The following is a 12,219-nucleotide window of genomic DNA, read 5'->3' as shown; positions in this document are numbered from 1 at the left end:
CCAGACCGGTGTTGCAGTCCAGACCACTGCAACGGTGGCGGATTGACGGTGCCGATAGAACGGGATGGGCGATGACGGTTGCGCTCGCTGCCCCCTACGCGTCGATCGATGCCGTGCTTGCCGGCCTCCAGGGCTGCGGGTATCACGCAGATCGCCGACTGGCCGCGGCCGTCTTCCTGGCCTTGCGTCTGCAGAGGCCCCTGCTGCTGGAAGGCGAGCCGGGCGTGGGCAAGACCGAATTGGCCAAGGCTTTGGCCGCCGCCTTGGGGCGTCCTTTGTTGCGCCTGCAGTGCTATGACGGTCTGGAGTTGCGCGATGCCCTGTACGAATGGAATTACGCCGCCCAGCTGCTGCACCTGCGCGCTGCTGAGGGTGCGAGTCCGGACGCGCAAACGATGGAGCACGAGGTCTACCAGGAGCGGTACTTGATCCGCCGCCCCTTGTTGCAGGCTTTGCAGGCGCCGCCGCCTGGTGCCGTGCTGCTGGTGGACGAAGTGGACCGCGCCGACGAGCCCTTCGAGGCCTTCTTGCTGGAGTACCTGGGCGAATACCAAGTCAGCATTCCTGAACTCGGCACGGTGCGCGCCGCCGTTGCCCCCGTGACCGTGCTCACCAGCAACCGCACGCGCGAACTCAACGATGCCGTCAAGCGCCGCTGCCTCTACCACTGGCTGGACTATCCCGAGCGCGAGCGTGAACTGGCCATCGTGCGTGCGCAGGTGCCCGAGGCCAGCGACGCGCTGTCGGCGCAGATCGCGGCCTTCGTCGGACGTCTGCGTGAACAACCCCATGCCAGCGCGTTCCAGCGCGCGCCAGGCGTGGCCGAGAGCGTGGAGTGGGCTCGGGCCCTGGTGGCCCTGGACACGCTCACGCTGGACCCCGAGGTCGTGAGCGACACCGCGGGCGTGCTGTTCAAGCAGCGCGACGACGTGGCCGCGCTCACGCCCGACCTGGCACGGGAGCTGCTGGCGCCGCAGGATGCCTGACGCGGTGCCCCAAGCCCAAGCCAAGATGGACAGGGAGCGCGCGACGATGAAACACCGGGCCGTCACGCAGGCAAGCAGGTCTGGCGAGCACGGTGTGGGTGCAGCTTGGGAGCACGGTCGTGCTGCTCGGTGACGCCCGTCGCGGCAAGCTGCCGGACAACATCGTCGGTTTCGGCCGGGCGCTGCGGCGCGCGGGAGTGCGTCTGGACAGTGCGCGCATTGCACTGGCCTGCGAGGCCGCGCAGTGGGTTGGCGTGGCCCACAAGCCCGACTTGGGCGCCGCGCTTGAGGCCGTGCTGGTCTCGCGCGAGCAGGACCGCGCCGTCTTCCAGGAGCTGTTTGACGCGTATTTCCGCGATCCCGAGGTGGCGCACAAACTGCTGGCGCAGATGCTGCCCAGCGCCGAGGGGCGGGCCGAACCCTCGAAGCGCCGCCCTCGTGTGCGCGAGGCCTTGACTCCGCAGCGCGCCTTTGGAACCCAGACCCCTCGGCCCACCGAGGACCCCTTGGAGTTCGACGCCGCGATGACCGCCAGCGACCTGGGGCGTTTGCGGCAGGCCGACTTCAACGCGCTGAGCGCCAGTGAATACCGCCTGGTCGAGCGACTGGTCCGCGACATCCCCTTGCCCTTGCCAGAAGTCCCGGCGCGGCGCCACCGGCCGGATGCGCGCGGCGCGCGCTTGAATTGGCGCGGTGCCTTGCACGAGGCCACGCGCACCGGGGGCGAACTGCTGCGTCTGCCGCGACTGAGTCGACGGGCCGAGCCCTTGCCTGTGCTGATCCTGGTGGACGTGTCGGGTTCGATGGAGCGCTATGCCCGCTTGCTGCTGGCCTTTCTGCACGCGGCGACGCGGCAGGTCGCGGGGCGGCGGGTCCGGCGTGACATCTATGCCTTTGGCACCGACCTGACGGACCTCGCGCCCGCCCTGCGCCTGGCCGACACGGACGAGATGCTGGCTGCCACCAATGCGCTGATCGACGACTACGGCGGCGGCACCCGCCTGGGGGCTTCGCTGGCCACGCTGCGGACCCAGCACGCGCGCCGCCTGGTGGGCCGGCGTACCCTGGTGCTGCTCGTGAGCGATGGCTTGGACACGGGCGAGCCTGAACAGCTCGATGCCGAACTGGCCTGGCTGCGCCGCCGCTGCCGCCACCTGTTCTGGCTCAACCCCCTGCTGCGCTACGAAGGCTACGCGCCCTTGGCACGGGGCGCGGCCGTGCTGCACCGCCATGCCGACGGGATGTTGGCCATCCACAACCTGAGCCGGCTTGAAGATCTGGCGGCCAGTTTGGCCACCCTGATGACATCCCGATGAAGACCGAGAGAGGAAGACGACCATGGACATGCAAGGCAGCCGCCAGCTCACCGTCACCCAGCAACAGGCCTGGGACGCGCTCAACGACCCGCAGGTGCTGCAGCGCTGCATCCCCGGCTGCGACAAGGTCGAGGCCACGGGGGAGGGGCAGTACGCCGTTGGCCTGAGTCTCAAGATCGGACCGGTGTCGGCCCGCTTCTCCGGGAAGATCACCTTGTCCGATCTGCAGCCGCCATCCGGCTACACCCTGAACTTCGATGGGCAGGGGGGCGTGGCGGGTTTTGGCAAGGGCAGCGCCCAGGTCAGCCTGACGCCAGCCGATGGCGGCACGACCCTGGCTTACACCGTGCACGCGCAGGTCGGCGGCAAGGTGGCCCAGCTCGGGCAGCGCCTGATCGATGGCGCGGCGCGCAGCCTGGCCGAAGATTTCTTCAAGCGTTTCGACGAGGAGATGCAAGGTCGGCATGGTCAGACAGCCGCCCTGGCGCAAGGGGCGGGCGACGCGGCAAACCGCGCTGTCGACACGCCCTCCAAATTCCCAGCCTGGGCCTGGACCGCCGCCGCTTTCGCGGTCATCGCCGTCCTCTGGTTCTTGATCTGAGCCGGGGTCCATGGACAACCTGGACGTTCGCGTGCTGCGCTGCCTGCGCGATTGGCGCCAGGCGGGGCGGCACGCACTCCTGGCCACCGTGGTGCGCACCTGGGGTTCCTCGCCCCGGCCCATCGGGTCCATCATGGCCCTGGCCGACGATGGAGCCGTGGTCGGTTCAGTGAGTGGCGGTTGCATCGAGGACGACCTGATCGCCCGCTACACCGGGGCCACATCGGCGACCGACGCACCAGCCCTGCCGGCGGGGCCGACGGGTTTCGTCAAATACGGCATCACCGCCGACGAGGCGCACCGCTTCGGCCTGCCTTGCGGCGGCACGTTGGAGTTGCTGCTGGAGCGCGATCCGGACCTCACCCGCTTGCAAGCCTTGGTCGAGGCGCTGGACGCAGGCCGTTTGATGCGGCGCACCGTGCGCTTGGCCGACGGGCAGGTCATGCTGGACGAAGCCGCCACGCCCGAGGCCTTGCGCTTGGACGACGTCTCCCTTGTCAACACCTTCGGCCCGGAGTACCGCATGCTGCTGATCGGAGCCGGGCAATTGACCGAGTACTTGGCGACCATGGCCTTGTTCAATGGCTTTGCCGTGACGGTCTGCGACCCGCGCGAGGAATACCGGGGCGGCTGGCGCGTGCCCGGCGCGGCCGTGACGGGCGAGATGCCGGACGACGTGGTGCGCGCCTTTCGCGCTGACCGCCGCTCCTGCGTGCTGGCCCTCACGCACGACCCCAAGCTGGACGACATGGCCCTGCTGGAAGCCCTGGGCACCGAGGCGTTCTATGTGGGCGCCATTGGCAGTCGTCGCAACAACGAAGCTCGGCGCGAGCGCCTGTTCACGCACTTCGGTCAGACGCCGGACAGCCTGGCGCGCCTGCGTGGACCCATCGGCATCTACATCGGCAGCAAGACCCCGAGCGAGATCGCGGTCAGCGTGATGGCCGAGGTACTGGCGGTGAAGAACGGGGTCACCCTGCCGCGCGACGTGGACGTGGCCCAGGCCAAGCAGGCGCGCGAGAAAGACGTGGGAGGTCCGGGCGAGACCTTGCCCGATGGGTGGGCGGGACGGGTGTGCGGCGCCTGAGCGCTCAGGCCTTGCGCCGCCGTCCCAACCACCAGGCCAGCGCCACGGTCAGCCCCATGACCAGCAGCGAGACCACCGTGGTCACGGTGCCGAGCGCGTAGATGGCCGGTGTGGTGACGGTGCTGGTCAGCCCCTGCAGCTCCAGGGGCAGGGTGTTGACGTCGCCAATGGCCTGTGAGGTGCGGGCGATTTCGTCCCAGCTCAGCGTGAAGCCGAACATGCCCACGCCCACGACCGAGGGGCCGATCAGTGGCAGCACAACGTGGCGGAGGGTCTGCCAGGGCGTGGCGCCCAGGTCACGCGCGGCTTCTTCGTAGGCCGGGTTGAAGCGGTTGAAGACCGCGAACATGATGAGCAGGCCGAAGGGCAGGGTCCAGGTCAGGTGCGCGCCCAGGGCCGAGGTCATGAGCCCGAGGGCTGTGCCATAGTTCTCGAGCGTGGTTTGCGCGTAAGGGCTGTGCGCGCCGAGCGCCTCGAGCAGCCATTTGAGACCGCCGTCGAGCAGGCGGAACTGCAGGCCGATGCCCAGCGAGATGATGATGGAGGGCATGATCAGGCTGGCCACGCTGACGTAGAACAGCGCGTCGCCGCCCCGTAGCTTCTTGCGGAAGGCCAGACCCGCAAGCACCGACAACACGACCGTCAAACCCATCACCACCGCACCCAGGAGCAGGGAGCGGCGCAGCGCGGCCGCGATGTCCACCGTGCCCAGGCCTTCGGCAAGCTGGCGAAACCAGTGCAGCGAAACGCCGCGCAGCGGAAAGGTCAACCCGCCCTCCGGGCCCTGGAAGCTCAGCACGAAGATCGTGACCATCGGGCCATAGAGAAAGACCACGAAGAGGGTGAAGACCAGGGCCAGGGGCCAGAAACCCGCGGATCGACTCACCCCCAGGCTGCGCGCACTTCGTGTCGCTTCGCCACCCCCCTGCAAGGGGGCGACACCAGCAGCCCGGCGAAGCCGGCTCTGCGGTGTCCCCGTTAAAGACCCACTCATAACTCTTTCCGTATGTCGACCAGGCGCGTCAGGCCCCAGATGATCATCAGCACCACAGCCAGCAGGATGACCGCGTTGGCCGCCGCTAGCGGGAACTGGAGGTACTGCGTCTGCACCTGAATGATCTTGCCCACGCTGGCGATCTGCTGGCCACCCATCACGCCGATGGTCACGAAGTCGCCCATCACGATGGTGATGACGAAGATGGAACCGATGAGGATGCCCGTCTTGGACAGCGGAACGACGACGTTCCACAGCGTCTGCCAGCCGGAAGCGCCTGCGTCGCTCGCGGCCTCCAGCAGGCTGCGGTCGATGCGCATCATGCTGTTGAAGATGGGCACGATCATGAACATGGTGTAGAGGTGCACGAAGGCCAACACCACCGAGAAATCGGAGAACAGCAGCCATTCCACCGGCTGATCCACCAGCCCGAGGCCCATCAGCATCTGATTGACCAAGCCGTTGCGCCCCAACAGCGGCACCCAGGAAATCATGCGGATGACGTTGGAGGTCCAAAAGGGCACGGTGCACAGCACGAAGAGCACCGTCTGCATGCCTGGCGAGCGCACATGGAAGGCCAGGAAATAGGCGATGGCAAAGCCCAGCACCAGCGTCGTGAGCCAGACCAGGAAACAGAATTTGAGCGTGGACAGGTAGGTGCTCAGCGTGACGCAGAAGTCGCCCTGGTCGGTCAGGCTCGAACAGCCCTCGAAGACGGTGAGGTAGTTGTCCAGTGTGAAGCCGGGGATCAGTTCGTACTCGGTGAAATGCCAGAAGCTGACGACCAGCACGAGCGCCAGCGGAATCAGGAAGAAAAGCAGGAACACCGCCCCGAACGGCCCGGCCTGCCACCAAGCGGGCAGGGTGCGTAGGGAAGTGGCGGTATTCGTGTTCATAGAAAGAGAATGCAAACCTCAAGCGAGCGCAGCGAAGCCGTTCCAGGGCTCCCGCGGAACCGGCTTTGCCGGGCCGCTGGGAGCGCCCCCTCACAGGGGAGTGGCGTAGCGAACGAAGGGAGCGGAGCCTGGGGGTCGAATTTGTGGACGGCGTTCACGCCGCCACAAATTCATTCCATTTTCTGACCATGTACGCGTTCTCGTCCATGATGGCGTTCCAGCAGGCAATGCCACCCATGCGCTGCTCGTAGCTGCCGCCATCGCGCACGCTGCCGGCCTTGGCGATCACCGAACCTTGCGGGCTCTTGATGTCCTGCGCGGCGGGCTTGCCTTCCATCCAGTAGGCCCATTCGTAGGCTTCCATCTGGGCCTTGGCGGTGTCGAGCACGGCGCTGTAATAGCCCTGACGATTCAAGTAAGCACCCGCCCAGCCGTCCAGGAACCAGTTGATGAACACATAGGCCGCGTCCAGCTTCTTGCCCGACAGCGTGGCCGGCAGGCCGAAGCCGGCGGCCCAGGCGCGATAGCCTTCCTTGAGCGGTTGGAAGGTGCAGTCGATGCCCTTGCTGCGCACGGCGGTCACGGCCGGGCTCCACATCGACTGGATGACGACCTCGCCCGAGGCCATCAGGTTGACCGATTCGTTGAAGTCCTTCCACAGCGCGCGGAACTGGCCGGCCTTCTTGGCTTCGATCAGGGTCTTGATCGTCAGGTCGATCTCGGCCTTGGTCATATTGCCCTTGTCCTTGTACTTGTGGATGCCCTTGGCTTCCACCACCATGGCCGCGTCCATGATGCCGATGGAGGGAATGTTCAGGATGGCCGCCTTGCCCTTGAATTCGGGGTTCAACAACTCAGCCCAGCTGTTGATCGGGCGCTTGATCAGGTCGGGGCGGATGCCCAGCGTGTCGGCGTTGTAGACCGTGGGAATCAGCGTCATCCACTGGGTCGGAGAGGTCGCGAACTTCTTGCTCTTTTCGCCTTCCAGGAAGATGACTTTCTTGGGCGCGGTGCCTTGGTCGCCGACCTTCTTGCCCGCGACTTCACCCTTGGTGAACAAGGGCGTGATCTTGTCGGCGTTCTTGATCTTCTTCGTGTCGATGCCCTTGAGGTTGCCCGTGGGCACGATGTTCTTGAGCGAGAAGTACTCGGTGTCGATCAGGTCGAAGCTGTTGGGAGCGGTGACGGCGCGCTTGGTCACGTCGTCGGTGGTGACGGCCACGTACTGGATCTCGATGCCGGTGTCGGCCTTGAACTTGTCGGCGATGGCCTTGTCCTGGTTCACCGCCGTGCCCAGGTAGCGCAGCACGACTTTCTCCTGGGCGTGGATGGCCGGGGCCATGCCGGTGGCCAGGATGCCCCCGACACCGGCCAGCAGATGGCGTCGGCTCAGGCCGGAATGAAGGTCGTTTTGAGGTTCCAAGGTCTCGGACATGGTGCAGCTCCTGGTGAAGAGGGTTGGGGTGAAGGGACGGTGGTGAATCGCGGTATTCAGAGCGGATGCGCCGCATGCCAGTTCAGGCGCACGGGCTCGCCTGGCACGTAGGGGCGCGCCTGGAAATCAGCCTCGGGCAGCATGGCGCAGACCTCGGCGCGCCGGTCCACGCCATCGACCGTGTAACGGGCATCCAGTCCCAGCAGCACGTACGTGCCCTGGTACTCCACGTCGGTGACGGTGGCGGGAAGGCCTTGGTCCTGGCTCGCGGGCAGGACACGAAGATGGTCGTTGCGCACGGCCACTTTGCCGTGCGCCGTGTCCAGCACGTTGTGCCCGCCCATGAAGCGCGCGACGAACTCATTGATCGGCCGGTTGTAGACCTCGCTGGGCGTGCCGGCTTGCTCGATCACGCCATGGTTCATCACCACCATCAGGTCGGCCAGGGCCATGGCTTCTTCTTGGGAGTGCGTCACGTGGATGAAGGTCAGCCCCAGCTCTTTCTGCCAGCGCCGCAGCTCGGCCCGCATCTGCACGCGCAGGAAAGGGTCGAGCGCCGACAGGGGTTCATCGAGCAGCAACACCTTGGGGCTCGTGATCAGCGCGCGCGCCAGCGCGACGCGCTGCTGCTGCCCGCCAGAAAGTTCACCCGGCTTGCGCTGGGCCAGGTGGCCGAGCGACACGCGCTCCAGCAGATCCTGGGCCTTGGCGTGGCGCTCGGCCTTGGACATGCCCTTCATCTTCAGGCTGAAGGCGACGTTGTCGAGCGCGCTGAGGTGCGGAAACAGCGCGAAGCTCTGGAACATCATGGCCGTGCCGCGCGCGGCGGCGGGCAGGGTGGTGATGTTGCGGTTGTCCAGCAGGATGTCGCCGCCACTCACTGTCTCGTGTCCAGCGATCATGCGCAAGGTGGTGCTCTTGCCGCAGCCCGAGGGCCCCAGCAGGCAGCAGTAGCTGCCGCTTTCAATGCGCAGATTGATGGCGTCCACCGCGACATTGCCCGAGGGGTAGTGCTTGCTCAGAGCGACCAACTCGATGCCGGCTGGCCTGGGTTGGGCGTTTTCGGACAGAGCAGACAGCGCGGCGTTCATGCGGACAGCGGCTTGCATCAAGCATGCCAGCTCCGCGCGCCTCGCGACGCTCGTGGAGGCGCTTGCGCGCGTCAATTGCGCACCATTTTGTATGCAATCCTGGGTGCATCCGTGCCCGATGAGGGCCGGCCCCGCGCCGAGACGGTGCATGCCCAACTGCGTTCAAGCCGCGCGTCCAGCCGACTGTCCAGCCGCGCCCGAGGACTGGGCACAATGCCGCCCATGCAATTGCAGGACATTTTGTTTGGACAGGGCTTTGGCGCGCGCCGCGTGTGCGCGGGGCTGGTGCAGCAGGGGCGGGTGAGCGTGGCGGGTGCCGCGTGCATCGATCCGCTGGCCGAGTTTGAGCCTGAGGGCTTGCACCTGCGGGTGGAGGGGCTGGAGGGGCGCACGGGCTTGCGCGAGGGCGGTCTGGACTGGGTCTGCCATCTTTCGGCGCTGATCATGCTGAACAAGCCCGCCGGCTATGAATGCTCGCAAAAGCCTTCCGCTTGGCCGAGTGTCTACACCCTGCTGCCGCTGCCGCTGCGCCAGCGCCCGGCCCAGGGCAAGAAAGGGGCGACGGCGGGGGTGCAGGCGGTTGGGCGGCTGGACCAGGACACCACCGGCTTGCTGCTGCTGACGGACGATGGCCAATTGATCCACAAGCTGGCCTCGCCCCGGCACAAGGTGTCCAAGGTCTATGAGGTGGGCCTGAAGCATCCCGTGCCGTCCCCCGCGGAAGCTTCCTTCGTGCAACGCCTGCTGGACGGCGTGGTGCTGGATGATGACCCGCACCCGGTGCGCGCCGCGGCCTGCGAACTGCTCACGCCCCAGCACCTGCGCCTGACCCTCACGGATGGCAAGTACCACCAGGTCAAGCGCATGGTGGCCGCCGTGGGCAACCGCGTCGAGACCTTGCACCGCTCACGCATCGGCGCGCTGCAACTGCCTGACGATCTGGCGCCGGGGCAGTGGCGTTGGCTTGAAGTCGCCGACCGTGCCTTGCTGGGACTTTGATCTGTGTCATTCCATGCGCAGTTGAGAGGGATTTCGGCATGCGGGAATGGATACACTTGGTGATTACCGTTTTGTCCTGGATTCATGGTCTTTCTGCCATTCCCCCGTTTCGCTTCCCTCAGCCCTCGACAGCTCCCCCGCTCCGCGTGGACTGCGCGCCAAGCCTGGGCGGGACTGTGCTTGGCCCTGTTGCCCTTCTTGCACGGACTGGCGCGCGCGGCGGGTGATGAGCCACCGATCTTCGTGCTCAACTCCAAGGACGCGGACGTCAGCGTGATCGATCCGAGCACCTGGGAGGAGATCAAGCGCATTCCCACCGGCAAGGAACCGCACCATCTCTACCTCACGCCGGATGAGAAGTCCCTCATCATCGCGAATGCCTTTGGTGACTCCCTGACCTTCATCGATCCGCGCACGGCCGAAGTGCAGCGCACGGTGCGCGGCATCCTGGACCCGTACCAATTGCGCTTCTCGCCCGACATGCAGTGGTTCGTGACCGCGGCCAACCGGCTCAACCATGTGGACATCTACCGCTGGGACGGCGAGAACCTGACGCTGGCCAAGCGCATCCCGACCCGGCGCACGCCCAGCCATATCTGGATTGACGCGGCCAGCACCACGGCCTACGTCACCATGCAGGACAGCAGCGAACTCGTCGCCATCGACATCCCGACGCAAAAGCTGCTCTGGCGCATCTCCACGGGCACCTTGCCGGCCGACGTGTACGGCACGCCCGATGGCCGTCATCTGTTGATCGGCCTGACCGGCGGTGATGGCGTGGAGATTTACGCCCTGGGTGCCTCGCCCGACGTGCCGCCCAAGCTGAAGCAAACCCTGCCCACCGGCGAGGGCGCGCACGCCTTCCGGGTGGTGGGCGACGGCCGTCATGTGCTGGTGAGCAATCGGGTGGCCAACACGATCAGCAAGATCGATTTCGTGAATCTCGCGGTGGTGGACGAGTACCCCGGTCCCAGTGGGCCGGATTGCATGGATTTGACGGCGGACGGCCGGTACATCCTGCTGAGCTCGCGCTGGGCCGGCAGGCTCAGCGTGATCGACACCCAGACCCGCAAGGTGGTGCGGCAGGTGAAGGTCGGCAAATCGCCGCATGGGGTCTGGACCCTAAACCATGCGCCGCGCCAGTGACTGGCTGCTCGCGGGCTGCCTCCTTGTTTCCGCCGCGACCGTCCAAGCTGACGACTGCGTCAAGCCGGTCTACCTGACGCTGGACACGGGCCACATGGGCGTGGCGGAGCAGGTCGCGCAGGTCCTGCGGCGCCAGCAGGTCCGCGTCACCTTCTTCGCGGCCAATGAGCGCACGCAGGAGGGTGATGGCAGTCTGGGCGTGGGGCCGAACGCCCATTGGGCCGCCTGGTGGCGTGCGCGCGCCGCCGAAGGCCATGCCTTTGCCTCCCATACCCTGAACCACACCTACTGGCGTGCCGACCTGCCGCAGCCGGACGGCAGCGTGCGCTTTCGCGTGCGCGCCTCGGCCGGCGCTCAGGCCGGCCGGGACCAGATCTGGGACGCCGCTCGCTACTGCGCCGACATCAAGGCCGCGGACACCCGTCTGCGCGAGATCACGGGGGTCGCGCCGCTGCCGCTGTACCGCGCTCCCGGGGGCAAGACCTCGCCAGCCTTGCTGGCCGCCGCTCAGGCCTGCGCGGGCGGCGGATACCTGCACGTGGGCTGGTCGGCGGCGGGTTTCCTTGGCGATGAATTGCCGAGTGACAAGTTCCCGAATGATCTGTTGTTGCGCCAGGCCCTGCGCGACATCCGGCCCGGTGACGTGCTGATGGCCCACCTGGGCATCTGGTCGCGGCAGGACCCTTGGGCCCCGGCCGTGCTGGAGCCGCTGATCGAGGGACTGAAACAGCGCGGCTTCTGCTTCCGGACCCTGCGCGATCACCCGGATTTCCGGGCCTGGATCGCGGCCCATCCCTCGGCTGAGAAATAATCGCGGCATGGACTGGCTCGTGCACGCTTTCGACCTCGCGCAGCAATGGCTGTTCGAGACGGTGGTGCAACCGCTCGCGTTCATGGCGGGGCTGGGCAATTTCCTGGAGGACGCCTACGACGGCACCGGCTGGCTGCTGGTCGGCTTGATCCAGCTCGTCGTGATGGTGCTGCTGATCGCGCCGCTGCAACGCTGGCGTCCGGTGGAGCCGGTGAGCGACCGCTTGGCCATCCGCCCCGACATCATCTACACCCTGATCCACCGGCTGGGTCTGTTCCGCTTGGTGCTGTTCTTCACGCTGATGCCGGTGTTGGACGATGCCATCGGCTGGCTGCGCGTGCACGGCATGCCAACCTTCCACCTCGATGACCTGTGGCCCGGCGTGACCGACCACGCCGTGGTGAGCTTCCTGCTCTACCTGCTGGTCATGGATTTCTTCGACTACTGGCTGCACCGCGGTCAACACCACTTCGAATGGTGGTGGCGTCTGCACGCGCTGCACCATTCCCAGCGGCAGATGACGGTGTGGAGCGACAACCGCAATCACCTGCTGGACGACGTGATCCGCGATCTGCTGCTGGTCACGCTGGCCCAGATCATCGGCGTCGCGCCGGGGCAGTTCGTCGCCATCGTCGCCATCACGCAACTCAGCGAGAGTCTGCACCACGCCAACCTGCGTCTCTGGTTCGGTCGCTGGGGCGAACGCCTCTGGATCAGTCCGCGCTTTCATCGACGCCATCACAGCATCGGCATCGGGCACGAGAAACAAATCAAGCTGGACGCGGTCGCCTTGAGCGCCGCCGGGCCGTCCCAAGGCGCGAAGGCCCCCTCGGGGGGCAGCGAACCTCGCGCAGCGG

At 66.5% G+C, this 12,219-nt stretch carries 12 protein-coding genes; 8 read left to right on the top strand and 4 right to left on the bottom strand.

The annotated features are described in order from the left end of the window. Window positions 1-71 precede the first annotated feature (71 nt). The 4 genes from HGR_RS12430 (at window position 72) to HGR_RS12415 (ending at window position 3,990) form a co-directional block, all read left to right on the top strand. Complete coding sequence (locus HGR_RS12430) at window positions 72-986, top strand: AAA family ATPase (protein ID WP_006298620.1); 915 nt, start codon at window positions 72-74, stop codon at window positions 984-986. 119 nt (window positions 987-1,105) lie between these two features. Then, on the top strand, window positions 1,106-2,302 hold the full coding sequence (locus HGR_RS12425) for a vWA domain-containing protein (protein ID WP_138922520.1): 1,197 nt from the start codon (window positions 1,106-1,108) through the stop codon (window positions 2,300-2,302). Window positions 2,303-2,324: 22 nt separating this feature from the next. Beyond that, window positions 2,325-2,903, top strand: coding sequence for an SRPBCC family protein (locus HGR_RS12420; RefSeq protein ID WP_006298618.1), 579 nt, complete (start codon window positions 2,325-2,327; stop codon window positions 2,901-2,903). A 10-nt stretch (window positions 2,904-2,913) separates the two neighbouring features. Beyond that, window positions 2,914-3,990, top strand: coding sequence for an XdhC family protein (locus HGR_RS12415; RefSeq protein WP_006298617.1), 1,077 nt, complete (start codon window positions 2,914-2,916; stop codon window positions 3,988-3,990). A 4-nt stretch (window positions 3,991-3,994) separates the two neighbouring features. On the opposite strand, the gene HGR_RS12410 is transcribed toward HGR_RS12415, so the two are convergent. The 4 genes from HGR_RS12410 to HGR_RS12395 all read right to left on the bottom strand — a co-directional run bounded on the left by HGR_RS12410 (window position 3,995) and on the right by HGR_RS12395 (window position 8,406). Then, window positions 3,995-4,876 carry an ABC transporter permease gene (locus HGR_RS12410; protein ID WP_006298616.1) on the bottom strand — a complete coding sequence of 294 codons (882 nt, stop codon included), beginning with the start codon at window positions 4,874-4,876 and terminating at the stop codon, window positions 3,995-3,997. Window positions 4,877-4,980: 104 nt separating this feature from the next. After that, window positions 4,981-5,880 (bottom strand): ABC transporter permease, encoded by a 900-nt coding sequence (locus HGR_RS12405; RefSeq protein ID WP_006298615.1) that lies wholly within the window; start codon window positions 5,878-5,880, stop codon window positions 4,981-4,983. 154 nt (window positions 5,881-6,034) lie between these two features. Next, entirely contained in the window at window positions 6,035-7,315 is a 1,281-nt protein-coding gene (locus HGR_RS12400) for an ABC transporter substrate-binding protein (protein ID WP_006298614.1), read from the bottom strand. Window positions 7,316-7,371: 56 nt separating this feature from the next. Continuing rightward, a complete protein-coding gene (locus HGR_RS12395; protein WP_039853457.1) occupies window positions 7,372-8,406 on the bottom strand; it encodes an ABC transporter ATP-binding protein in 1,035 nt (344 codons plus the stop codon). A gap of 222 nt (window positions 8,407-8,628) precedes the next feature. Between HGR_RS12395 and HGR_RS12390 the strand changes: the two genes are divergently transcribed. The 4 genes from HGR_RS12390 to HGR_RS12375 form a co-directional block, all read left to right on the top strand. Beyond that, window positions 8,629-9,405 (top strand): 16S rRNA pseudouridine(516) synthase, encoded by a 777-nt coding sequence (locus tag HGR_RS12390; RefSeq protein ID WP_039853472.1) that lies wholly within the window; start codon window positions 8,629-8,631, stop codon window positions 9,403-9,405. Window positions 9,406-9,585: 180 nt separating this feature from the next. Beyond that, window positions 9,586-10,551, top strand: a complete 966-nt coding sequence (locus tag HGR_RS12385) for a YncE family protein (RefSeq protein ID WP_006298611.1) — start codon at window positions 9,586-9,588, stop codon at window positions 10,549-10,551. After that, window positions 10,535-11,362, top strand: coding sequence for a polysaccharide deacetylase family protein (locus HGR_RS12380; protein WP_006298610.1), 828 nt, complete (start codon window positions 10,535-10,537; stop codon window positions 11,360-11,362). The genes HGR_RS12385 and HGR_RS12380 overlap by 17 nt, the downstream gene beginning before the upstream one ends. A gap of 7 nt (window positions 11,363-11,369) precedes the next feature. Further along, window positions 11,370-12,219, top strand: an 850-nt coding sequence (locus HGR_RS12375) for a sterol desaturase family protein (RefSeq protein WP_006298609.1), incomplete at its 3' end; no start/stop codon positions are given.

The sequence above is a fragment of the Hylemonella gracilis ATCC 19624 genome (assembly GCF_000211835.1).
Classification (GTDB): Bacteria; Pseudomonadota; Gammaproteobacteria; order Burkholderiales; family Burkholderiaceae_C; genus Hylemonella; species Hylemonella gracilis.
The sequence above is the reverse complement of the archived record's forward strand: the minus strand, read 5'-3'. Positions and strand labels throughout refer to the sequence as shown.

Coding starts and splice junctions, on each gene's coding strand:
- HGR_RS12430 (WP_006298620.1), top strand. CDS start 72: ATGACGGTTGCGCTCGCTGCCCCCTACGCGTCGATCGATGCCGTGCTT.
- HGR_RS12420 (WP_006298618.1), top strand. CDS start 2,325: ATGGACATGCAAGGCAGCCGCCAGCTCACCGTCACCCAGCAACAGGCC.
- HGR_RS12415 (WP_006298617.1), top strand. CDS start 2,914: ATGGACAACCTGGACGTTCGCGTGCTGCGCTGCCTGCGCGATTGGCGC.
- HGR_RS12405 (WP_006298615.1), bottom strand. CDS start 5,880: ATGAACACGAATACCGCCACTTCCCTACGCACCCTGCCCGCTTGGTGG.
- HGR_RS12400 (WP_006298614.1), bottom strand. CDS start 7,315: ATGTCCGAGACCTTGGAACCTCAAAACGACCTTCATTCCGGCCTGAGC.
- HGR_RS12395 (WP_039853457.1), bottom strand. CDS start 8,406: ATGAACGCCGCGCTGTCTGCTCTGTCCGAAAACGCCCAACCCAGGCCA.
- HGR_RS12390 (WP_039853472.1), top strand. CDS start 8,629: ATGCAATTGCAGGACATTTTGTTTGGACAGGGCTTTGGCGCGCGCCGC.
- HGR_RS12380 (WP_006298610.1), top strand. CDS start 10,535: ATGCGCCGCGCCAGTGACTGGCTGCTCGCGGGCTGCCTCCTTGTTTCC.